Raw genomic sequence first — 21,281 nt, forward strand, 5'->3', positions numbered from 1 at the left:
CGGCTACGGCCGCGCGCCGGAGGCGGGTGCGTCGAGGTCCTGGTGGACCGCGCGGGCGACGCCCTCGATATTGGCGATGCCGTCGTCCATGGTGGCGTTGTCCTGCGAGAGCACCGTGATCGTGTAGTCGTGGTCGCCACCGGTGAAGGCGCCGAGGCTGTGCACCCGCCAGCCGTTCGTGGCCCGCTCCAGCCAGCCGTTCTTCACATGCACCTGTGCGTCGCCCGGCGCGCCGGCCGGGGTCCCCCAGCGCTGCGAGGGGATGACCTCGCCCGTCAGCTTCAGGATGTAGGCGCGGGAGTCCTCGGCGAGCACCGGGTTCGCGTGGGTCACCAGGTCGAGGAGCTTCTCCTCGTCGTTGGCGGTGATCTGGGTGAGCCCCCAGTGCCCCTCGCCGTCGAGGACGGTGCTGGCCATGCCCGCGGCCTGGAGGAATCCGTTGATCTTGTCCGTCCCGAGCTGCTTCCACAGCGCGGTGGTGGCATCGTTGTCGGACTTCGTGATCATGGCCGTGGCACGGCCCTTCTCCTCCTGCGTCAGGGCGCGACCATCCTTCTGCGCGTCCCACAGCAGCGTGGCGAGCACGGTCACCTTGACCGTGCTCGCGGAGTCGAACGTCCGGTCCGCATCGAGGGTGCAGGTGGTGTTCGTGGTGCGGTCGTGGAGGCTGATCGCCGTCGTGGCGGTGGAGCCGTCCAGCGCCGCGTTGATGTCCTCGGAGAGCTTGTCGGCGAGCCCCGGCCGGTCCGAGGTGCAGATCGCCGCCTGCGGAGTGGCCGCGTGAGCCGACCCCACCGAGGCGATCGTCGGCACGAGTGCCCCCGCGGCCAGCGCCGCTCGTGACGCCAGAGTGGTCCGGGGAAGCCGGGATATTCGTCGGTGTCGCCCCATGGTGTGCTTGTCCATTCGCTCGCGGTGCGGTTCATCACGCGGGGGCCTTCGCATCGTCGCGAAGACATCCCCGTACTCCAGCACTGGAGGACGACCGACCGGTGGACGAGGTTCAAAAACGTGTCCGAATCTCACAAGATCGCTCCACAACCGGCACAGCACGCCGGGGGCCGACAGGGCGCGGCGAGGCCGCCCGGCGCCGGGTGGCCAGGGATCGCCGCGAGAGGCGTCACCCCGGCGCAGGACGGGAACCACTCCCGGGCGCCCCGCGCGAGGGCGGACGTCAGCGCCCGGTTGGCGCCCTCGATGGTCGGCGAGCCGACAGTCCGTCACTCGGGGCGGGCCGCATAGTCGAGAATCGGGGATCAGACAGGGGCCGGGCCGAACAGGAGAAGGCTGTGAGCACACCGCGGATCGACTACCAGGCGGTGTTCGCCGTCACGCCCAGCCCTTACCTGGTACTGGCCCCCGACCTGGTGATCGTCGAGGTCAACGAGGCCTATCTACGGGCCACCGGGCGGACCAGGGAGGAGCTGATCGGCCGCTACCTCTTCGAGGTCCACCCCGACAATCCGGCGGACCCGGATGCCGACGGGGTACGCAATCTGGACGCCTCGCTCCAGCGGGTCCTGCGTTCGAAGCGACCGGACACGATGGCGATGCAGAAGTACGACATCCCCGTCTCCGGGCGTCCGGGAGTGTTCCGGGCGAAGTGGTGGTCGCCCATCAACACACCCGTCCTCGGACCCGACGGAGAGGTGCGGTGGATCATCCACCGGGTGGAGGACATGACCGAGTTCGTGCTGACCCGCCCGCTGCGCCCGAGACCGGAGGACGCGGGCGGGGAGCGCGAGGCGATGGAGGCCGAGCTGTACACGCGGGCGCGGGAACTCCAGCGCCTCAACGAGGAACTCCGCGAGGCCCACGACCGGGAGCGCCGCACCGCCCTCACCCTCCAGGAGGCCATGCTGCACTCCCCGGACCTGGCCGGACACCGCGAGATCGCCGTGCGCTACATGCCCGCCGCCCGCTCGCTCAATGTGTGCGGCGACTGGTACGACGTGGTGGACCTGTCCGCCGACACCTTCACCGTCGCGGTCGGCGATGTGGTCGGCCACGGGCTGGAGGCCGCCGCCGTCATGGGCATGCTCCGCAGCGCCCTGTCCGCCGCCGTCCGCGCCATCAGCGAACCCGGCAGGGCGATGGACGTCCTGAGCGTCTACGCCCGCACCTTCGAGGGCGCGCTGGCCACGACCGCGGCCAAGGCCGTCGTCGACACCCGCCACCAGCGCATCACCTACACCAGCGCCGGTCACCCGCCGCCCGTCCTGGCCCGGCCGGACGGCACGGTCGACCTGCTCGACCAGGCCACCAACCCCCCGCTGGGCCTTGTCGCCGACCACCTCCCCCGCCCACAGGCCACGGTGTCCTACGCCCCGGGCGACACCCTCGTGCTCTACACCGACGGGCTCATCGAACGCCGTGGCGAGGACATCGACGTCGGGCTGCGCCGCCTGACCGGCACCCTCGCCCGCCACACCTCTCTCGGCCCCGACCACCTGGCCGACACCCTGCTCACCCGCCTCGGCGTGGCCGACGGCGGACCCGATGACATCGCCCTGATCGTCGTCCGGCTGTGAGTCTGTGAGGTCCCGTCCGGTCACGCGCCGGCCGGCCGGGTGCCCCACGCCTGGAACAGGGTGGCGAGCCAGTCGACGTCCGGCACGGCCACAGTGGCGCCGGGCTTGGCCAGAGCGACCATTTCGTCGAGCACATCGTCGGCCCGCAAGTCCTACGAGGCCATGGCCACCGGCCACGCCGATCTGTGCTTCCTCGCCATCGAACCGGCCCGCGAGGCGGAGATCGCGTTCACCCCTCCGTATGTGCACATCGAGGGGGTGTACGCCGTCCCGGCCGAGTCCCCACCGCGGACGCCGGAGGACGTGGACCGTCCGGGCGTCCGTATCGGGGTGAAGCAGGGCTCCGCCTACGACCTGTACCTCACCCGCACCCTGCGCCACGCCACCGTGGTCCGGGGCCCGGAGGGGGTGGACGTCTTCCACGCCGAGGAGTTGGAGGCCGCGGCGGGAATCCGGCAGCCGCGCACCGCGCACCTCGCCGAACGGCCCGAACTGCGCCTGGTCGAGCCCGCGTTCATGACCATCCGGCAGGCCGTAGGAACGACGAGGACACGACGTCCGGAGACCGTGGGCTTCCTGAGCGAGACCGTGGCCCACCTGACGGCCTCCGGGTTCGTCGCCGAGGCGCTCGGCCGGTCCGGACAGAACCCGGCGCTGGCCGCGCCGACGGAGCGATGAACGACGCGGGGCGAGATCCTCTTGGAACCGTTCGGTTATAGAAACACACATTCCCTGCGCACCGTTCTGTACAAGGATCTCACCGCCACCCTTGTGGCATGCGGCGGTTCGGACGGGGACGGCGACAAGTCCGGACCCACGAAGAACACCGGCTCCAGCAGCGCCGCCGGACCCGGCGGTGAGCGGACGCCCGACGCCGTGGCCAGCGGCGCGGGGTCGCTGGTCGGCAAGCTGGGCGACACCCTCGCGCTGGAGGGATCGCCCAGCAACCTGGACACCACGGGCACGGTCCGGGCCGACTTCACATTGAAGAAGTACGTGGACCGCGCCCAGGCGGCGGTCGACTACTTCAAGGCTCCCGCCGGAAAGCGCCTGGTCGCGACGGAGTTCACGATCGTCAGCACCGGAACGGGCACCTACCGGGGCGGGTACGACGGAGCCAAGGTCATCGACTCGACCGGGCAGGGGTACGTCGGCAAACCCGGTTCCCCCACCGTCGGCGAGTCCCTGTCCATCCCGCTGATCCTCACGCCGGGCAAGCGGGCCACCGGTTGGGTCGTCTTCGATGTGCCGGAGGACGCGAAGATCACGGCCGTGACGTACCAGATAGACGCAAACGGAGTCGACGAGGAACGCACGGGCAGGTGGAACCTCGGCTAGCACGTCGGCACACCACCCGTTGACAGACCTCGCGCACCGCAAACAGGCCATCGCGACCCGACCGCGACACCTGCTCGACGGGCCTTCTCCGCCCCACCCCGACGTGCGCTTCGCCCCATAGACATGCGCTTCGCCCCATACGCGACAAGGGGCCGACCGACCCGAAAAGGCCACTCTCAAGGCGCTTCGCCAGGAGTAGACGCGTCGAAGCCCCCGAGGTACCCCAGACCTCGGGGGGCTTCGCCATGTCTGCCGGTGGTTCGCCCAGTGGCCGGAAGCGCGCCCTCTGAAACGATCAACGACCAGAATGACGTGGCCCAAAACAGCCCCGACCCCGCCCCAACCGATCCGCGGGGCTGCTCACCACCCACTTTCCCCATCCACGGAAGAAGTTTCATGACCGACACCGCATCCACCCGCCCCACCGCCGCCATCGCCCGCCTCGTCATACCCGCGGCCCTGGCCGCGGCGGTCGCCGTCCTCGTCGGCTACCTGATCTTCGACGCCGCCGGGGCCGATTTCGACGTCACCATGTCCGGCACCGAGAGCACCGTCACCGCGGTCCAGGCGTGCCTCGCGGCCTTCCTGGTGAGCCTGATCGGCGGCACCGTCGCGCTGCTCGTCGCGCGGCGCACGGCCCAGCCGACGCGTACCTTCGCCGCGATCGTGACCATCGCCGTGGTGCTGTTACTCGTCGGGCCGCTGGTGGGCGCCGACCAGGCCCTGACCGTCGTAGCCCTCGAAGTGCTGCATCTGCTCGCGGCGGCAGCCGTGCTCCTCGTCGTCCTGCCGCGCATCGGCACGCTGACCACCACGTCGACGGACGCCTGACCGCGTCGCACGGCTCCGGCCAGGTCTCCGCGGTCTTCGACAGCGCGTGGCCATCGCATGGTCTTCGGTGAGCTTCCTGCCCAATGATCCTGTTTCGGCGGACGCGCGGTGTCTTTCGGGACAACCTGTGGTCACAGAAACCTCAACAGGCTGCCGCACACACCTACTTCTTGGCATATGTTGGGCGGATGAGTGAACACGACCTGGAGCCCCGGCCTCCGTCCCCGTTGGTGGAAAAGATAGACAGTGCGCTGGCTGTACTGATCATCGTCGGTATCGCCGGCGGATCGTTCTGGCTGGCCTCGGGCCTCACCTCGTCCTACATGGTGCTCTTCACCTGATGAGGCGCTCGGGCCGGGTGCGTGTCGCGGACGCCCCGGCCCCTGGCCCGGCCACGCCCGTCGGTGTCAGCCGGTGGTGAAGTAGTGGCCGTCGTCGAGGTCGGCGATCAGGCCGGGGTGGACCGGCTCCCAGCCCAGCAACCGCCTGGTGTCCGCGTTGGGCATGGTGATGTCCATGGTGATGAACGGGAAGCCCGTGAAGTGGTCCGCGGCCCGTTCGGCCGGGATGCTCACGGCCGGGACGTCGAGGTGGCGGCCGATGGTCTCGGCGATCTCACGCACCGCGATGCCCTCCTCGGCCGCGGCGTACAGCTGCGAACCGGCCGGGGCCTTCTCCAGCGCCAGCCGATAGAGGCGGCCGACGTCCAGGGTGTGACCGGCGGGCCAGAGGTTGCCGCCGTCGCCGACGTAGCCGGACACGCCCGTGTCGCGGGCGATCTTGATCAGCATCGGGATGAAACCGCCCCCGTCCCGGGCGCTGTGCGTCACCGGCGGGATCGCGACGAGCACGGTCCGCACGCCGCGTTCGGTGAAGTCGCTGATCGCACGCGCGACGGCGGAGCGGGGGTTGGCGGCTATCGCCGCGTCGCGCCGCGCGTCACCGGTGGGCGTCAAGCCGACGCCGATGAGGGTCTTGCCGGTACCGGCCAGCGCGTCGCCGAAGGTCCGCACCACGGCCAGGTCGACCGCCACCGCGTCGGCGAACTTCCCGGCGTGGATGGCGTCGTGATTGAAGGCGAGGTGGACGACCGCGTCCGCGTCGGCCGCGGCCTCGCGCAGACCGTCCAGGTCGTCGAGGTCGCCGCGGCGCACCTCGGCGCCCAGGGCGTCGACGGCGGCGGCCGAGGCGTCGGACCGGGCCAGGCCGACGACCTCATGTCCGGCCTGGATCAGTTCGGGCACCACGGCCGATGCGATATGGCCACTGGCACCGGTGACGAAAACACGCATGCGCAGCTCTCCTGGAGGCATGCTCCGCCCGAGCGGAGCAAAGTGATGTGACTTGGTACCGTCACCGTAGCCCAAGTGACGGTACCAAGTCACATCACTTATGCTGTGCGCATGGCTCGATGGGAACCGAACGCACAGGAACGGCTGGTGCGCGCCGCGCTGGAGCTGTTCACCGAGCAGGGCTACGACACCACCACCGTCAACGAGATCGCCGATCGAGCCGGTCTGACCAAGACCACCTTCTTCCGGCACTTCCGCGACAAGCGGGAAGTGCTCTTCGCCGGCCAGGACACGCACACCCGGCTGCTCGCCGACGCGATCGACGCGATCGACGCGATCGACGCGGCGGACGGCCCGGTCACACCGCTCGAAGCGGTCCGCGCGGCCCTCGACGCCCTCACCGCCACTTTCACCGACGACCGCCGCGACGTCGGCACCAGGCTCCGCCCGGTCATCGCCGGTCACACCGAACTCCAGGAGCGCGCCGCATTGAAGCGCGCCAAACTCACCGAGGCCGTGACGGACGCGCTCCACAGGCGCGGCGTACCGGAACCGACCGCGAGCCTCGCCGCCGAACTCGGCATCCGCGCCTTCTACGACGCCTTCGACCAGTGGGCAGATCCGGCGAGCGAGCAGACGCTCACCGAACTCACCCGCCGCACCCTCGATGAACTCCGCGCGGCACTGGCCGCACTCGACTAGGACTCGCCCACCGGAGCCGCCCGGACTTCAGACGGCGCCGGAGTCGGCCGTGCGGCGGGCGTGGGCGTCGATCAGAGCGAACGTGGCCTCGGGCCGCTCGATCTGCGGCAGATGGCCGGCTCCGGGGACGACCTCGAAGCGGGCGTTGGCGAAGGCCGCGGCGTACGCGGCGCCGTAGGCCGGGGTGACCATGCGGTCGCTCTCCCCCCACAGCAGGAGTGCGGGCGTGTCCACACGCCGCAGCCGGCGCAGCAGTTTCGCGTCGTGCATGTACGGCTCGCCCGCGAGAACGCGCATGGTGGCCATGTTGGCCTGCCGGATGGCGCTTTGGCCGGCGGGCGCGTCGGCGGGGTCCACGTAGTAGCGGTCCGGGTCGTGCCAGGAATGCTCCGCCACCCCGCGGGCGTCCAGGGCGAAGAAGTCCGTGATCGGCTCGTCGGGGATGCGCACCCCGACCGCGTCGATCAGCACGAGGCCGCCGATGACACCCGCGGTGTCCCGTACCGCCATCTCGGCCGCGATCCAGCCACCGAGCGAGGAGCCGACGACCAGGACGTCGCGCAGTCCGCGGTCGTGCAGGAGGTGCAGATAGGTCAGGGCCAGATCGTCCACGCCGGTCAGCCAGTCGGGGCGGGGCGTCCCCTCCCAGCCGGGATGCACGGGCGTGAGCGTGTGCGCGGAGCGCGAGAGATGCGCGGCGATACCTGCGACCGTGGCGGGCCCGCCGCCTCCGTGCAGGACGAGCACCGGGCGGCCGGTGCCCGACTCGGAGAGGGTGAGGTCCAGGTCGTCGCACGGGGCCGCATGGGCAAGGGAGTTGATGTCCGTTGTCATGACTCAGACTCTAACTAAGCTTCTTTAATTAAGCTAGTTTCATTGCGGGTAGACTTGCCGCATGGATGCTGATCTGCAGGTTTTGGGGCGCGCGGTCAAGCAGGCGCAGTACCGGCAGCACCGAGCGCTGGACAGCGCACTGGGCGAGGTCGGCACGACGCTGGCGCAGTGGGACGCGCTGCGCGCCATCAGCGGCCGGCCCGGAGCGTCGGCACGCGAGCTGGCGGCGGTGACGTTCCAGAGCGAGCAGGCGTTCGGGGCGCTCGTGGGCCGCCTGGCCGCCCAGGGACTGGTGGAGCGCAGGCCGGGCCACGGACGCCGCATCGAACATCGCCTCACACCCGCCGGGGAACAGACCCTGGCCGCCGGTCACCAGGTCAGCCAGAAGGTCCTGGCGGAGTGTTTCTCACCCCTCCCGCCCGCGGACCGGGCAACCCTGCTCGGCCTGCTGCGACAGCTCAACGGCGAGGCCGACCCCCATCAATCCGACCACGGCGTCACCCCGGCGTGACGCGGAACCGCGATGACGAGCGCGGGGTACTGGGTCGAGCTGAGCGCAAGGCCTTCGGCCCCAACGCTGACGTACTCGCCGGCGAATCCGGGGGCTACGCGCCGCGCATCGTACCGGCATCGCTCGGCCTCTCCGTGGCGGAGGACCTCGCCCTACAGGCGGAGCGGGAACACGCGGCGGGTGAAGCACGGCAGGCACGCGAACTCCTCGGCAGGGCTCTGGCACTCCGGGAGGGCGAGACATTGGCCGACGTCCCCGGTCCGTTCGCCGAGAACCAGCGTCTCCGGCTCGAGGAGTGGCGGCTCCAACTCCGGGAAACCCGCCTCGACCTGGACCTCGAACTCGGCCACCACGCCGAAGCCGTCTCCGAGCTGACAGCGCTCACAGCGGCCCACCCGCTGCGCGAACGACTCCGCGAACTGCTCATGCCGGCCCTCTACCGCAGCGGCCGCCAGGCCGAAGCCCTCGCCGTCTACGCCGATACCCGCCGACTGCGATCCAGGCTCGACAACACGACAGCGCGCGATGCGACGAGTCCTCCTCACGGGTACATGAGATCTTCGGCCACCCTCACGTGCCCTGGCCGTAGAGCGCGGCGATGTCCTCGGAAACGGCCCACCGGCTGTAAGTGGGCTGCTGTGGCCACCCGTCGGGCGAGTCCTGCCATTCCTCCTGCCGCCCGTACGGCAACAGGTCGATCAGCGCGAAGGAGTGGCTGAGCTGCTCGATGCCACGGCCGTTGGTGTGCCAGGTGCGGTAGACGGTGTCGCCGTCGCGCAGGAACACATTGACGGCGAATCCACCGCCGGGCGGGGCGTCGACGTCGGCGCCGAACGGGCTGTTCGCCGTGGAGTACCAGGCCATCGCGTTCCCGACCCGCCGCTTGTAGGCGAGTGCCTCGTCGATCGGGCCCTGGGTGACGATGACGAACCGGGCGTCGTAGTTGCCCAGGAGCTCCAGCCTGGTGAACTGCGAGGTGAACCCCGTGCAGCCCGGACACTGCCACGTCTCACCGGGGAACCACATGTGGCTGTAGACGATCAGCTGCTTCCCGCCGTCGAAGAGGTCCACCAGCCGAACCGGCCCGTCCTCGCCCTCGAGGGTGTAGTCGGGCATCTCGACCATCGGCAGGCGGCGGCGCTGGGCGGCGATCGCGTCGAGTTCCCGCGTCGCGGCCTTCTCCCGGACGCGCAGCGCTTCGAGCTCCCGCTGCCAGGTGTCGGCATCCACAACGGGCGGCAGTGCGTTGGCGGTCATGCCACGGCCCCTTCCTGATCATGTGTGTGGCGTGCGATGTGTAGGTGTAGACCCCGCTCGGCCGCCGAACTCATCGGTGACCGGCCACCCGATCGGGAAAGCCCCGACCGCACCCCGGCGCATTACCCTTTTGGCGAGACATCGACCGATATCGGTGGCTACGGAGGGTATCGGGATGGCGGGTAGAGCCGGGGCCGGTCACCGCCCGGCTCGCCGAGACGGGCACCTGGTCCCCGGAGTACTCGTCGATCACCGGCGGAACCTGCCTCTACGCCGGCTACGACCCGGCCACCCGCGTCCGCACCCTGGCACGCGCCGGGCGTCCGCCGGCTGCTCGCCGCGCTGCACGGCCCCTCGGCGAGTCTGGAGGACCTGTGCGCCCGTGTGATCGCGAGGATGACCACGGACGCTCCCCCGGAGGACGACATCGCCCTCCTCATGGCCCGGACACGCGCCGGCGGCCGCGGCCGGGCGGCCGCCCACGGGGAACACCGCGGGCCGTCGGCCTGACGCACGCCGTCCGTCACGGGACCGTGGGGGCGGCCACCTCCCGCAGCAGCCCCATCACGGCCTGGGCGCGGGCGGTCTGGGTCACCCCCTTCAGCGAGGCGATCTTGACTTCGAGCGGGGGGCTTCCGTCCCGCAGTTCCAGTTCCGCGATCTCGCCGCCACCGTAGGTCTGGCTGGTGGCCGGCCGCTGGTTCAGCACGGAGTAGCCGAGTCCCCGGGCCACCAGGGAGCGCACCGTTTCATAGCTCCGGGTGCGGTAGCGGACATCGGGCGCGGTGCCGGTGGCGGCCACCAGCGAGCGGAAGTAGTCGCGGCTGTGCGGCAGATCGAGCAGGACGAGGGGTTCCGCGGACAGTTCGGCCAGTTCCACGGTGCCCTGCCGGGCCAGCGGATGATCGGCCGGGACGATGACGTAGGCCGGGGCCCGCGCGATGGTCTCGCCGTGCAGCTCCGGCTCGGCCGACAGGCCGAGGCCGTAGGTGAGGGCGAAGTCGATGCGCCCCGCGCCCAGGGCCTGGACGAGCTGATCGGTCTCCGCCTCCACCACGTCGATCTCGATGCCCGGGTAGCGGCGGGTGCATTCGCTGAACAGGGGTGGCAGATAGTACGGGGCCAGCGTCACGAAGCAGCCGACGGCCACCGGCCCGGAGATCGTCTCGCCGTCTCCCCGGGCCTCCCGCTCGACCTCGCGGGCGCGGGCCAGCAGCTCCCGCGCGTGGCTCTGGAGCCGCTCCCCCGCGGGGGTCAGGGTCAGTCCCCGGCCCCTGCGGCGGATGAACAGCTGCACCCGCAGATCGCGCTCCAGGTTGTGGATGGCCGCGGACACGGCGGACTGCGCGATGTGGAGCGCCCCCGACGCCTCCGTCATCGAACCGCGCTCGGCGGCGACGAGGAAGTAGCGGAGTTGCAGGAGGGTGAAACCCACCGGTGATGTCATGCCTGACCCTCGCGCCTGGTGATCGGTGTCCGTGCCGGTGCCGACCCTATGCTGCGGCGCCCAAGCGCTCCGCTGGACCTGCCCTGACCCGCCGTCGATCGTCCGCGGCGCCGTCGTGGCGGCTCGCGCCCGCGCGGCGGAGCCGCATGCCGACACGGCCCCGCGCCCCTTCGGGGCGCCACCGGACCGCAGCCGACCTCCACCGATCCGCCAGCTACTAGGGCGTTTCGGCAACGCCGCGAGCGTACGTGCCACGCCCCGCGAGCCCAGATCACAACCCCAGACAGGCCCTAGCCGCGCTCGGGGGACGCGTCGGCGACGTCCTCGGGGCGCAGCAGGGCGGACCCGGTGGTCTCCTCCAGGGACAGGGCGGCGATGAGACCGCCGGCGGCGAACACCATCAGATAGGGGCCGGGCAGCAGGGTGGAGCCGGTCGCGGAGATGAGCACGGTCATCAGGTACGGGACCGTGCCGGCGAACAGGGCGGCGGTGAGGTTGTAGGCGATGGACAGGCCGCTCTGGCGGGTGCGGGTGGGGAAGATCTCCGCCGACCACACCGCGTAGGTGCCGAGGATCGCGGCGAGGATCACACCGAGCAGCAGACCGGCGATCCAGGTTCCGGCGAGCCCGGTCCGCATGAGGAGGAACGCGGGGGTGGCGGCGACCAGGAGGGCCGCGGTGGCGCCGACGAAGACCGGTTTGCGCCCCACGCGGTCGGACAGCAGCCCGAACACCGGGACCAGCACAAGACCCAGCAGCGAGATCACCGTGGAGAGCAGGGCGGCGCTGCCCGCCGAGTGCCCCAGGTGGTCGGTCTCGTAGGTGACCAGGTACGTCAGCACCGCGTAGAAGGGCACGTGCATGGCCGCCATCAGGCCCGCCGCCTGGAGCAGCCGCCGCTTGTGGTGGCGGAACAGCTCCCGTACGGGGGTGCGCGGCACGGTGTCGTTGGCCTCGAGCGTCCGGTACTCGGGGGTGTCCTCGATCTTGTTACGGATGATGAAGCCGATGACGCCGAGCGGTGCGGAGATGAGGAAGGGGACGCGCCAGCCCCAGGAGGTCAGCTGGGCCTCGTCGAGCCCGGTCGACAGCAGCAGATAGACGAACGAACCGGCGAGGAAGCCCAGCAGGGAGCCGACCTCCAGCCAGCTCACCCCGAATCCGCGGCGGCGCCGGGGGGCGCTCTCGGCGAGGAAGCTCGCCGCGCTGCCGAACTCGCCGCCCGCCGCGAATCCCTGGATCAGGCGCAGGATCACCAGGAGCACCGGGGCGCCGACCCCGATCGCGGCGTAGCCGGGCAGCAGACCGATCGTCAGGGTCGCGCCGGACATCATGAAGATGACGAGCGACAGCGTGCGCTTGCGGCCGATCCGGTCGCCGAGCGGCCCGAACACCATGGCGCCGATGGGCCGGATGCCGAAGGACACGGCGAACACGCCGAAGACGGCGAGCAGTCCGGTGGTGCTGTTCTCGTCCGGGAAGAACACGGTCGCGACGGTGCCGGCGAGATAGGCGTAGGCGGCCCAGTCGAACCAGTGCACGAACACGCCGACGGCTCCCGCGGCGACGCTTCTGCGCAGTGTGACGGCGTCGGTGGCCACCTCGACCTCGGCCGCGGTGACGTCGGTGTGAGTGGTGGGCATTGCGCGCCTCCTTGGGGATGGGGTGGAACGAGCCGGAGCTGTGCGGGTGCCGCCTCGGTCAGTGGCTCGCGTCTCGGGCCGGGCTCCGGTCCACACCGGTCCAGGCCAGCGCCGTCGCCCCGTCGAGCAGGGCCCGCTGGGCGGTCCCGCCCACGCAGAACGCGGCGAACTCGTGCTGGTGGTTGGTGGCGGGCAGCGAGCCGATGCCGATGTAGGGGTGGATGGCGGGCACCACCTGCGAGACGTTGCCCATGTCGGTGGAGGCGCGGTTCATCCGGGCGGCCTGCCCCGGCGGCGCGAACTCCCGCCCCAGGGCCAGGGCGTTCGCGCGGTAGTGGCCGAGGGCCGTCTCGTCGTGACGGAACTCCGCGTACGGCTTGCTCTCCGGCTCGATCTCCAGCTCGCACCCGGTGGCGAGGGCGCCCGCCTCGAAGGCCCGTATGACGCGCGGTTCGAGCTCGGCCAGTTCGGCGAGGGTTTCCGCCCTGACGTACCAGCGGCCGGTGGCCCGCTCCGGGATGGCGTTCGGGGCGTCCCCGGCGTGGGTCACCACGCCGTGCACCCGGGCGGAGGACGGCAGTTGCTGGCGGAGCAGCCCGATCGCGACCTGGGCCACGGTGAAGGCGTCGGCCGCGTTGATCCCGGCCTCGGGATAGGCGGCGGCGTGCGCGGACTTCCCCGTGTAGGAGATCTTGGAGTGACTGACCGCGAACGGGCGGGCCTCGGCGACGTCGACCGGCGCCGGGTGCACCATCATCGCGAGATCCACCCCGGCGAAGGCGCCCCGGTCGAGCATCTCGATCTTGCCGCCGCCGCCCTCCTCCGCCGGGGTGCCGTAGACCTCGACGGTGAGGCCGGCGTCGTCGGCGACGGCGGCGAGGCCCAGCGCGGCGCCGACCGCGCTGGCCGCGATGAGGTTGTGCCCGCACGCGTGGCCGAGGCCGGGCAGCGCGTCGTACTCGGCGCACAGCGCGATCCGGACCGGCCCGCTGCCGAACCGGGCGTGGAAGGCGGTGTCCAGACCCAGATAGGACGAGGTGACGTCGAATCCGGCGCGGTCCAGCGGCTCGGGTACGGCGGCCGCCGCCCGGTGCTCCTCCCAGGCGGTCTCCGGGTCGGCGTGCAGCCGCTCGGACAGGCCGATCAGCTCCTCGGCGTGCCGGTCGACCGCACGCCGGGCGGCCTCCTTCAGCGCGCTCATCACAGATCGCCCGGGACGCCGTACGAGGGGGCGGAGGCGGGATCGAGGCCACGGCGTACGTAGTCGTCCCGCTGCGGCAGCCAGACGGCCAGGAGTTCGGCGAGCCGGTCGGCGGGGTCGTCGGCCCAGTCCACGCGCAGGTCGGTCACCCGCCAGTCCACGTCCGCGACGACCGCGAGGCCCGCGGAGTGCACCGGGCCCTCCTCGCCACCGGCCGCGACGGCCGCCTTCAGGGCGATGACCAGCCGCTCCTCCAGCTCTCCCGTGGCGGCGGAGTACGCGTCGAGGAGGACGCCGGGGATGTGCTCGCCGCACAGCATGTTGCCGGCCGCCACCGCGCCCTCGGCGGTGGCCGAGGCGTACCTGCCCAGGGTGTGCGAACCGCTGTGGGCGAACCCGGGCCCGGAGCGGCCCACCACGGTCAGCTGACGGTAGGCGATGGACTTCGCGTTGCGCGCCGCGCCGGTGACATCGGCCAGGGCACGTTCCGCGTCGCCGTGTTCCGCCAGCCCCTCCAGCAGGCTGGTGCCGAGCGTGGGGTCGGTGATGTTCTGCGAGGCCGCCGCGCCGACCCCGGGCCGCAGATGGGCGACCCGGGCGGCGACCGCGGGGCTGGACGAGCTGGCCACGATGGCGAACCGCTCGCCGTCGCGGACCACCAGGGAGAACGTCATGCCCGCACCTCCTCGGGGATCACGGCGACGGCGTCGATCTCGCACAGCCACTCCGGACGGGCCAGTGCCGAGACCACCAGACCGGTGGAGATCGGGTGGACGCCCTTGGTCCAGCGGCCCACGGTGCGGTACACCGCCTCGCGGTAGCGCGGGTCGATCAGATAGATGGTCAGCTTGACCAGGTGCTCCATCCGGCTGCCCGCCTCTTCGAGCAGCATCGCGATGTTCGCCATGGCCTGTTCGGCCTGCGCCCCGGCGTCGCCGATGCCCACCGACTCGCTGGTGTCGAGGTCCTGGCCGATCTGGCCCCGGACGTACACGGTGTTCCCGGCGACGACGGCCTGACAGAGGTCGTTGTCGAGGTTCTGCTCGGGATAGGTGTCGCGGGTGTTGAACGGGCGGATCCGGGTGTGCCCGCCGGCGACGATCGGGGCCTTGACGGCCGGGCCGGCCTTCGCCCGGCGGCCCTCGCTCGTGGAGGTCATCGTCTGCTCCTCAGTTCTTCCAGGCGGCCGGCGTGGCGCCGGGCCGGTCGGTGGTGCCGTACGCGAGGTAGCCCCGCTGGGTCGCGATGTGGTCGGCGACGTACCGGGCGTCGTGCCAGACCCCCCAGATGAAGCTCGAGCCGCGGCGGGACAGCCAGGGCAGGCCCAGGAAGTAGACGCCGGGCTCGGACGACACACCGCGCCGCTGGTCCGGCCTGCCGTGCTCGTCGAACGCGTCGACCTCGAGCCAGCTGTAGTCGGTGGCGAAGCCCGTCGCCCAGACGATCGAGGTGACCCCGGCCCCGGCCAGGTCCAGCTCCGGCCTGGGGTCGGCCACGCCCGCCGGGTCCGGCCCGAGGACGTGGGCCTCCGGCTCCTCGGGGAGGTCGAGCCCATTGCGCTCGACGTACTCGTCGGCCGCCCGGAGGAGTTCGAGGTACTTGGCGTCGCCGAGCGCGATGTTCGTGGCGAGATCCGGCGCGAAGCGCAGCACGCCGTCGTCGTAGGACGTGGTCAGACCGACCAGCTCGATGCCGTCGGCGGCCAGGGCGCGGAAGTCCACGGTGTGGCCGCCACGCGCGCCACTGACCGCGATGGTGACGTGTTCGGCACCCTGCGGAGGCGTCTCCGCGTCCCAGCGCCCGAGCACACCGAGCCACCAGCAGAAGTCACGTCCGCGGTACTCGCGGGCGGGGCGGTCGTGCGGGCCGACGGAGAGGAGGACCCGGCGACCGGACCGGCGCAGCTCATCGGCGATCTGCACCCCCGAGGACCCGGCCCCGACCACCAGGACCGCGCCCTCGGGGAGCTGCCCCGGGTTGCGGTAGCCGCTGGAGTGGATCTGCACGGGGACGGCGCCGTCCGGGACGATGGGCGGGATCACCGGCCGCTGGAACGGCCCGGTCGCGGCCACGACGAAGCGCGCGTCGATGGAGCCCTCCGAGGTCTCGACCCGGAAGCCGGGCCGGCCGGGGAGTCCGCGCACCGAGGTCACCTCGACACCGCACCGGATCGGGGCACCGATCTTCTCGGCGTAGGTGACGAAGTAGTCCGCGATCTGGTCCTTCGAGGCGAAGGCATCGGGGTGGACGCCGGGGTCGACGTCGGAGAACTCCAGCCCCGGGAACCGGTCGTGCCACGCGGGCCCGTTCGCCACCAGGGAATCCCACCGCTCCGACCGCCACCGCTCGGCGATACGGTGCCGCTCCAGCACGATGTGCGGCACCCCGTGGGCTCCCAGGTGCTCGCTCATCGCCACACCGGCCTGGCCCGCCCCGACGACGACTACTTCGGTCTCTTCACTCAACGTTCAGCCTCCACTCAGGCGGTGGTCCATCCCGGTGTCGCGTTGACCGGGCCACCGCACGAGGGATCCTTGGACATGCCCGCAGTTCTGTCCAACAGATGTTTCCGTGGTAGGCGATCTGATTTATAGATTCAGCAATCCCCGTAGTGCGTGGGCACCAGGACACGCGCATGGCTGGTCCGGGCGCACCAAGGGAAGACGGCGGCGACGGACGATGCCCGGCGGGGCGCCGGAAGGAAGGGTTGGAGGCGCGTGAATCTCGCGCGTTCCCCTTGCCCACCGGCGTCTGGAGTGATCAACAGGTGGCGACATCCGAAGTTGTGGTTCCCCCGGTCCGTATCGGGAGGCTGTCGATCGGTGCCCTCGGCATCTTGGCGCTCGCCCTCGGCACCCTGCAGACAGTGGTGGATCCGGCGCTCCCGCTGCTCCAACGTGAGCTGGGAGTCAGCTCCGGCGAAGGGGCGCTGGTCTCCAACGCGGTGCTCATCACCGGCGCCGCCGTCGCGCCCGTCGCGGGCAAACTCGGCGACCGCTACGGCGGGAAGCGGGTGCTGGTCCGGCTGATGGCCGTGGTCTCGGCCGGTGGTCTGCTGGCCGGCCTGGCCCCGAATCTGCCGGTGTTGTTGCTCGGTCAGGTATTGCAGGGCGCCATGGTGGGGGCGCTGCCCCTTTCCTTCCTCCTGGTGCGCAAACACCTCCCGGCGGGAGAGTCACAGCTCGGGATGGGGCTGGTCATGGCGCTGTTCACGGGCGGCGGCATGGTGGGAACGCTGACCGCCGGGCCGATCGCGGAAGGACTTTCCTGGCACTGGATGTTCGCGCTGCCGACGATCGTGATCATCGCGATGACGTTGGTCGTGGCCCGGTTGATGCCGCATGATCCGCCGATCGAATCGGAGTACAGGTTCGACTGGCCGGGCGTGGTTCTGCTGAGCGGCACGCTGCTCGCGTTCATGCTCGGGCTCGTGAGGGTGACGGGCGACGAGGGCCTGCCGCCACTCGCGATCGGGGCCCTCGCGGTGGTCGTGGCCGCCCTCGCGACCGGATGGGTCGTCGTCGAGCGCCGGGCCGCCTCGCCGATGGTCGATCTCCGCATGCTGGCGAAGCCCGCGATGTGGCATGCGTGCATGCTCACCATCGTCATCACCACCAGCTTCGGGATGGTGAGCTTTCTGCTCCCACAGCTGTTCGGGGTACCGGGCGACGGGTACGGCTTCGGAGCCGACACCACCGACATTGGACTGTTCCTGCTCCCCGGCGCCATCGCCGGGGCGGTGAGCGACTCGGTCGGCGGGATCACGGCGCGGCGATTCGGTCTGCGTGCCGTGGTCAGCGTGGGCGCCGTCGTCACCGCGGCCACGATGATCGCCCTGGTGTCGCTGCACACCGCGGAATGGCAGCTCGTCCTCGCGAAGGCGCTGGCCGCGATGGCCGCGGGCGCCGCTACCACGGCGTTGCTCACCAGCGCCGCCGGCGCCGTCGAGACCAAGGACACCGGCATCGCCACCAGCGTGCTCGTGGTGACACGCGTGGTCGGCATCGCCCTGGGCGTCCAGATCGCCGCCGCGATCCTCGACGCCGCGGCCGACCCGACGACGGGCCTGCCTGCCGAATCGTCCTTCGTCACCGGTTTCGTCGTCGCCGGCCTCGTCGCCGCGCTGTCACTGCTCGTCGTCCGTATCACGAAGAAAAAGGGAGCCCAGGCATGACATCCACCGGTCTGTCGATGGACGTGCGTACCACCGCGAAGCGCACGGTCCTGATCTCCGGGGCCAGCATCTCCGGACCCGCCCTCGCGTACTGGCTGCACCGGGCCGGATTCGCGGTCACGGTGGTGGAGAAGGCGAGCGCGCCGCGCGACGGTGGCTACCCGATCGACATCCGCGGTACGGCGATCGAGGTGGTCCGGCGGATGGGGATACTGCCGCGACTGCGGGACGCGCACATCGACTCGCGTCACGCCACTTTCCTCGACGCCGACGGCGGTGAAGTGGCCTCGGTCGGCGCGGCCGCCGTCGCCGGCAGCGTCGAGGGACAGGACCTCGAGGTGCGTCGTGGGGATCTGACCGCGACTCTCCACGGAAAAGTCCGCGACGACGTGGAATTCCTCTTCGGCGACTCCATCGGCACCCTCGACCAGTCCTCCGGACAAGGGGTCGACATCACTTTCCGCAGTGGGCGACAGCGCACGTTCGACCTGGTGGTCGGCGCCGACGGTATGCACTCACATACCCGGGAGTCCGTGTTCGGCCCCGAGGAACGGTTCCACCGCTACCTCGGCTACTGCTTCGCCATCTTCACCATGCCGAACACCTTCGGGCTCTCCCGCGAACTCATGATGTGGAACACCCCCGGGAGAGCCGCGGCCCTCTACGCGGTCGGGGGCGACGACGAGCTGCACGCCTTCCTGAACTTCCACCAGCCGGAACCGCCGTTCGGCGCCCTCCGCAACCCCGACGCCCAGCGGGACCTGGTCGCCACGGTCTTCGCGGACGCGGGATGGGAGGTTCCCGGCATGGTCAACGCCATGCGCGAGGCGGATGACCTGTTCTTCGACACGGCCGGTCAGATCCGCATGCCCCACTGGTCCAACGGCCGCGTCGCGCTCGTCGGCGACGCCGCGTACGCACCCTCGTTCCTCACCGGACAAGGCTCGAGCCTCGCCCTGGTCGGTGCCTACATGCTGGCCAACGCCCTGGCCACGAACCGGGACCACACCGCGGCCCTCGCCGCCTACGAACGCGACGTTCGCGAGTTCGTGGCCATGAACCAGGCACTGGTCGACAACGGTGCGGCCACGCTCTTCCCCACCACGGCGCGGGCCCTGGAGCAACGCAACACCATGCTGCGCGGCCTCGTCACCATGCCCTCCGCACCGGCCCGACCGGCCCACTCGGCCCTTACGCTGCCCGAATTCGCCGCCATGCCGTGACCTGACGGAGTCCGTTCGGAGAGACGGCGGCACCGCGCTAGGGCCTGTCTGGGGTTGTGATCTGGATCAGGGAGCGGGGCGTGGTGCGTGCGATCGCAAGGCGCCGGAAGGCCCTCGTAGCGGAGCTACTAGGGCGTTTCGGCAACGCCGCGAGCGTACGTGCCACGCCCCGCGAGCCCAGATCACAACCCCAGACAGGCCCTAACTGGAGGCGGTGCCGCCGTCGGGTGCGGCGGCCTGGACCAGGCCCGTCCGGTAGGCGATGACGACGAGTTGCGCCCGGTCGCGGGCCTGCAGCTTCGTCATGGCGCGCTGGACGTGGGCGCGGACGGTGAAGGGGCTGAGGAACATCCGCTCGGCGATCTCCTGGTTGGACAGGCCGGTCGCGACCAGGGCCACCATCTCGCGTTCGCGCGGGGTGAGCACGGCGAGCTGTTCGGGGTGGTGCCGCGGCGCGTCGTCCGGTGTGGCCAGGAAACGGGCGACCAGGGAGCGGGTCGCGGCGGGGGACAGCAGAGTCTCGCCCTCGGCGATCGTACGGACGGCGTGCAGCAGGTCCTCGGCCCCGATGCCCTTGCCGATGAAGCCGCCGGCCCCCGCGCGCAGCGCCTGAGCGACGTACTCGTCGGTCTCGTACGTGGTGAGGATCAGGATGCGGCTGGCCCGCAGTTCGGGGTCCGCGCAGATCTCCGACGTGGCGGTGAGACCGTCCACCCCGGGCATCCGGATGTCCATGATCACCACGTCCGGGAGCAACTCCCGGGTGAGTCTCACCGCCTCCCTGCCGTCGGCCGCCTCACCGACCACGGTGATGTCGTCGGCACTGTCGAGAAGCAGCCGGAAGGCCCCGCGCAGCAGGGCCTGGTCGTCTGCGAGCAGCACGCGGAGCGTCATGGCGCGTCCCCCGCCTCTCCGTCGTCCGTCCGTACGTCGCCCGCCTTTCCGTCGTCCGTCCGTACGTCGCCCACCCGTACCTCGCCCGTCGGTACGTCGTCCGTCCGTACGTCGCCTGTCGATCCGTCGGCCATTCGCCCCTCGATGGTTGTCACTCCGTCAGTCCTCCGTGCCGTGTCCTTGGCGGGCGGGAGGGGCAGCCGGGTGGAGACGAGGAAGCCCCCCTCCGGGCGCCTGCCCGCGGAGAGGTGCCCGCCGACCGCGGTGGCACGTTCGCGCATCCCGATCAGACCGTAACCGGGCGGACGGTCCGTCAGCGCGGACGCGGTCGGTGCGGTGGACGCGGTCCGCGCCGTACGGGTGCCCCGTCCGTCGTCGGCGACGGTGATGGTCACGTGGTCGCGCGTCCAGGCGAGGCGCACCCGGGCGCTACCGGTACCTGCGTGCTTGGTCACGTTGGTCAGGGCCTCCTGGACGATGCGGTAGGCGGTGAGGTCCACGCCCGGCGGCAGCGGCCTGGCCGTGCCCTCCTGGTGCACCGAAACCTCCAGACCCGCGCGGTGGAAGGACTCGAGGAGCGTGGGGAGCCGGGACAGCCCGGGGGCCGGATCGGCGGGCACGTCCGCCTCCCCGGACTGACGCAACAGGCCGACCGTGGCCCGCAGTTCGTCGAGCGCGTCGCCGGTGGTCTCGACGAGTTCGTTCAGGCTCTTGCGGGTCTGCTCCGGGCGGGCGTCGAAGAAGTGGGCGGCGACCGTGGCCTGCGCGTTGGCCAGGGTGATCTGATGGGCCACCAGGTCATGCAGTTCCCGGGCGATGCGCACCCGTTCCTCGGCCACCCTCCGGCGCGCCTCGCTCTCCCTGGTCTTCTCGGCCCGCCGGGCCCGCTCCTCCACGGCCGCCAGGTAGGCCCGCCGGTTCTGCGCCGAGTGCCCGAGCACGCCGGCCACCAGCGGGAACGCCGCCACCGCCCCCACCCTGCTCGCGTCCTTCCACGAGAGGGCCCCGAACAAGGGGGTGGAGGCGACCAGCAGCGCAACGGAGGTGAGCGACACCGCGCTCACCGCGTGCCGTTCGGTGCGCGCGGTGAGCGAGTAGGCGGTGATCACGGCGGGGGCCACGACGAGCGGGCTCAGCAACAGGCCCAGGAACGGCACCAGCACGCCGGCCGCGGTCGTGGCCGCCATGGCGGCCAGGGGCGCCCGGTGCCGCACCGGCAGCACGGCACAGGACACCACGGCGATGAGATAGGCGGCGGCAGGCGGCCATGACAGCGTGCGGCCGTCCTCCCGCACCACGCCGCCGAGCAGACAGAGCGCGAACGCCGTCGCCGTGATCGCTCCCTCCCGCCACCACGTGCCGCGTGGTCGCGGGCCGCCGCCACCCGTGTTCGTCATGGCCGG

At 71.2% G+C, this 21,281-nt stretch carries 21 protein-coding genes and 1 pseudogene; 10 read left to right on the forward strand and 12 right to left on the reverse strand.

Going from position 1 to position 21,281, the window contains the following annotated elements; translation table 11 throughout:
• Window positions 1-3 precede the first annotated feature (3 nt).
• Window positions 4-795, reverse strand: coding sequence for a class A beta-lactamase-related serine hydrolase (locus NP777_RS08590; protein WP_256649459.1), 792 nt, complete (start codon window positions 793-795; stop codon window positions 4-6).
• Window positions 796-1,289: 494 nt separating this feature from the next.
• Here NP777_RS08590 and NP777_RS08595 point away from each other — a divergent pair, with 494 nt between their 5' ends.
• From NP777_RS08595 to NP777_RS08615, 5 genes are all read left to right on the forward strand, one after another.
• Complete coding sequence (locus NP777_RS08595; protein ID WP_256649460.1) at window positions 1,290-2,531, forward strand: PP2C family protein-serine/threonine phosphatase; 1,242 nt, start codon at window positions 1,290-1,292, stop codon at window positions 2,529-2,531.
• Window positions 2,532-2,636: 105 nt separating this feature from the next.
• A complete protein-coding gene (locus NP777_RS08600) occupies window positions 2,637-3,209 on the forward strand; it encodes a transporter substrate-binding domain-containing protein (RefSeq protein WP_256649461.1) in 573 nt (190 codons plus the stop codon).
• 93 nt (window positions 3,210-3,302) lie between these two features.
• The gene (locus NP777_RS08605; protein WP_256649462.1) at window positions 3,303-3,869 is read left to right on the forward strand and encodes a hypothetical protein; all 567 of its coding nucleotides are present in this window, start codon (window positions 3,303-3,305) and stop codon (window positions 3,867-3,869) included.
• Between the two features lie 396 nt (window positions 3,870-4,265).
• The gene (locus NP777_RS08610; protein ID WP_256649463.1) at window positions 4,266-4,700 is read left to right on the forward strand and encodes a DUF6069 family protein; all 435 of its coding nucleotides are present in this window, start codon (window positions 4,266-4,268) and stop codon (window positions 4,698-4,700) included.
• 188 nt (window positions 4,701-4,888) lie between these two features.
• Window positions 4,889-5,041: a hypothetical protein gene (locus NP777_RS08615; protein WP_256649464.1), complete on the forward strand. Its 153-nt coding sequence runs from the start codon at window positions 4,889-4,891 to the stop codon at window positions 5,039-5,041.
• A 66-nt stretch (window positions 5,042-5,107) separates the two neighbouring features.
• Here the strand turns inward: NP777_RS08615 and NP777_RS08620 are convergent, their stop codons facing one another.
• Complete coding sequence (locus tag NP777_RS08620) at window positions 5,108-5,992, reverse strand: SDR family oxidoreductase (RefSeq protein ID WP_256649465.1); 885 nt, start codon at window positions 5,990-5,992, stop codon at window positions 5,108-5,110.
• Between the two features lie 111 nt (window positions 5,993-6,103).
• Between NP777_RS08620 and NP777_RS08625 the strand changes: the two genes are divergently transcribed.
• Entirely contained in the window at window positions 6,104-6,694 is a 591-nt protein-coding gene (locus NP777_RS08625) for a TetR/AcrR family transcriptional regulator (RefSeq protein ID WP_256649466.1), read from the forward strand.
• Window positions 6,695-6,721: 27 nt separating this feature from the next.
• Here the strand turns inward: NP777_RS08625 and NP777_RS08630 are convergent, their stop codons facing one another.
• On the reverse strand, window positions 6,722-7,528 hold the full coding sequence (locus tag NP777_RS08630; RefSeq protein WP_256649467.1) for an alpha/beta fold hydrolase: 807 nt from the start codon (window positions 7,526-7,528) through the stop codon (window positions 6,722-6,724).
• A 61-nt stretch (window positions 7,529-7,589) separates the two neighbouring features.
• On the opposite strand from NP777_RS08630, the gene NP777_RS08635 reads away from it, so the two are divergent.
• Both NP777_RS08635 and NP777_RS08640 read left to right on the forward strand, forming a co-directional pair.
• Window positions 7,590-8,039, forward strand: coding sequence for a MarR family winged helix-turn-helix transcriptional regulator (locus NP777_RS08635; RefSeq protein ID WP_256649468.1), 450 nt, complete (start codon window positions 7,590-7,592; stop codon window positions 8,037-8,039).
• A gap of 44 nt (window positions 8,040-8,083) precedes the next feature.
• Window positions 8,084-8,533 (forward strand): annotated as a pseudogene (locus tag NP777_RS08640) (AfsR/SARP family transcriptional regulator); the annotation flags it as partial.
• 76 nt (window positions 8,534-8,609) lie between these two features.
• Here NP777_RS08640 and NP777_RS08645 read toward each other — a convergent pair.
• The 7 genes from NP777_RS08645 to NP777_RS08675 all read right to left on the reverse strand — a co-directional run bounded on the left by NP777_RS08645 (window position 8,610) and on the right by NP777_RS08675 (window position 16,052).
• Entirely contained in the window at window positions 8,610-9,296 is a 687-nt protein-coding gene (locus NP777_RS08645) for a DUF899 domain-containing protein (protein ID WP_256649469.1), read from the reverse strand.
• Window positions 9,297-9,819: 523 nt separating this feature from the next.
• A complete protein-coding gene (locus NP777_RS08650; protein ID WP_256649470.1) occupies window positions 9,820-10,743 on the reverse strand; it encodes a LysR family transcriptional regulator in 924 nt (307 codons plus the stop codon).
• A gap of 290 nt (window positions 10,744-11,033) precedes the next feature.
• A complete protein-coding gene (locus NP777_RS08655; RefSeq protein WP_256649471.1) occupies window positions 11,034-12,386 on the reverse strand; it encodes an MFS transporter in 1,353 nt (450 codons plus the stop codon).
• 58 nt (window positions 12,387-12,444) lie between these two features.
• The gene (locus tag NP777_RS08660) at window positions 12,445-13,587 is read right to left on the reverse strand and encodes a M20 family metallopeptidase (RefSeq protein WP_256649472.1); all 1,143 of its coding nucleotides are present in this window, start codon (window positions 13,585-13,587) and stop codon (window positions 12,445-12,447) included.
• A complete protein-coding gene (locus NP777_RS08665; protein WP_256649473.1) occupies window positions 13,587-14,261 on the reverse strand; it encodes a DUF1028 domain-containing protein in 675 nt (224 codons plus the stop codon). Before NP777_RS08665 ends, NP777_RS08660 begins: the two co-directional genes overlap by 1 nt.
• Window positions 14,258-14,746, reverse strand: a complete 489-nt coding sequence (locus tag NP777_RS08670; protein WP_256649474.1) for a RidA family protein — start codon at window positions 14,744-14,746, stop codon at window positions 14,258-14,260. Before NP777_RS08670 ends, NP777_RS08665 begins: the two co-directional genes overlap by 4 nt.
• A 10-nt stretch (window positions 14,747-14,756) precedes the next feature.
• The gene (locus NP777_RS08675; protein WP_256649475.1) at window positions 14,757-16,052 is read right to left on the reverse strand and encodes a flavin-containing monooxygenase; all 1,296 of its coding nucleotides are present in this window, start codon (window positions 16,050-16,052) and stop codon (window positions 14,757-14,759) included.
• A gap of 302 nt (window positions 16,053-16,354) precedes the next feature.
• On the opposite strand from NP777_RS08675, the gene NP777_RS08680 reads away from it, so the two are divergent.
• Window positions 16,355-17,761, forward strand: coding sequence for an MFS transporter (locus NP777_RS08680; protein ID WP_256649476.1), 1,407 nt, complete (start codon window positions 16,355-16,357; stop codon window positions 17,759-17,761).
• Window positions 17,758-18,984: an FAD-dependent monooxygenase gene (locus NP777_RS08685; RefSeq protein ID WP_256649477.1), complete on the forward strand. Its 1,227-nt coding sequence runs from the start codon at window positions 17,758-17,760 to the stop codon at window positions 18,982-18,984. Before NP777_RS08680 ends, NP777_RS08685 begins: the two co-directional genes overlap by 4 nt.
• A 201-nt stretch (window positions 18,985-19,185) precedes the next feature.
• Here the strand turns inward: NP777_RS08685 and NP777_RS08690 are convergent, their stop codons facing one another.
• Together NP777_RS08690 and NP777_RS08695 are read right to left on the reverse strand one after the other, a co-directional pair.
• Window positions 19,186-19,878: a response regulator transcription factor gene (locus NP777_RS08690; RefSeq protein ID WP_256649478.1), complete on the reverse strand. Its 693-nt coding sequence runs from the start codon at window positions 19,876-19,878 to the stop codon at window positions 19,186-19,188.
• Window positions 19,875-21,275, reverse strand: coding sequence for a sensor histidine kinase (locus NP777_RS08695; protein ID WP_256649479.1), 1,401 nt, complete (start codon window positions 21,273-21,275; stop codon window positions 19,875-19,877). The genes NP777_RS08690 and NP777_RS08695 overlap by 4 nt, the downstream gene beginning before the upstream one ends.
• Window positions 21,276-21,281 lie beyond the last annotated feature (6 nt).

Origin of the sequence: Streptomyces rugosispiralis (assembly GCF_024505145.1) — a bacterium.
Taxonomy (GTDB): domain Bacteria; phylum Actinomycetota; class Actinomycetes; order Streptomycetales; family Streptomycetaceae; genus Streptomyces; species Streptomyces rugosispiralis.

Excerpts from the sequence above, each read along its gene's own strand:
- NP777_RS08610 (WP_256649463.1), top strand. The coding sequence starts at position 4,266 with ATGACCGACACCGCATCCACCCGCCCCACCGCCGCCATCGCCCGCCTC.
- NP777_RS08615 (WP_256649464.1), top strand. The coding sequence starts at position 4,889 with ATGAGTGAACACGACCTGGAGCCCCGGCCTCCGTCCCCGTTGGTGGAA.
- NP777_RS08620 (WP_256649465.1), bottom strand. The coding sequence starts at position 5,992 with ATGCGTGTTTTCGTCACCGGTGCCAGTGGCCATATCGCATCGGCCGTG.
- NP777_RS08625 (WP_256649466.1), top strand. The coding sequence starts at position 6,104 with ATGGCTCGATGGGAACCGAACGCACAGGAACGGCTGGTGCGCGCCGCG.
- NP777_RS08630 (WP_256649467.1), bottom strand. The coding sequence starts at position 7,528 with ATGACAACGGACATCAACTCCCTTGCCCATGCGGCCCCGTGCGACGAC.
- NP777_RS08635 (WP_256649468.1), top strand. The coding sequence starts at position 7,590 with ATGGATGCTGATCTGCAGGTTTTGGGGCGCGCGGTCAAGCAGGCGCAG.
- NP777_RS08645 (WP_256649469.1), bottom strand. The coding sequence starts at position 9,296 with ATGACCGCCAACGCACTGCCGCCCGTTGTGGATGCCGACACCTGGCAG.
- NP777_RS08650 (WP_256649470.1), bottom strand. The coding sequence starts at position 10,743 with ATGACATCACCGGTGGGTTTCACCCTCCTGCAACTCCGCTACTTCCTC.
- NP777_RS08655 (WP_256649471.1), bottom strand. The coding sequence starts at position 12,386 with ATGCCCACCACTCACACCGACGTCACCGCGGCCGAGGTCGAGGTGGCC.
- NP777_RS08660 (WP_256649472.1), bottom strand. The coding sequence starts at position 13,587 with ATGAGCGCGCTGAAGGAGGCCGCCCGGCGTGCGGTCGACCGGCACGCC.
- NP777_RS08665 (WP_256649473.1), bottom strand. The coding sequence starts at position 14,261 with ATGACGTTCTCCCTGGTGGTCCGCGACGGCGAGCGGTTCGCCATCGTG.
- NP777_RS08670 (WP_256649474.1), bottom strand. The coding sequence starts at position 14,746 with ATGACCTCCACGAGCGAGGGCCGCCGGGCGAAGGCCGGCCCGGCCGTC.
- NP777_RS08685 (WP_256649477.1), top strand. The coding sequence starts at position 17,758 with ATGACATCCACCGGTCTGTCGATGGACGTGCGTACCACCGCGAAGCGC.
- NP777_RS08690 (WP_256649478.1), bottom strand. The coding sequence starts at position 19,878 with ATGACGCTCCGCGTGCTGCTCGCAGACGACCAGGCCCTGCTGCGCGGG.
- NP777_RS08695 (WP_256649479.1), bottom strand. The coding sequence starts at position 21,275 with ATGACGAACACGGGTGGCGGCGGCCCGCGACCACGCGGCACGTGGTGG.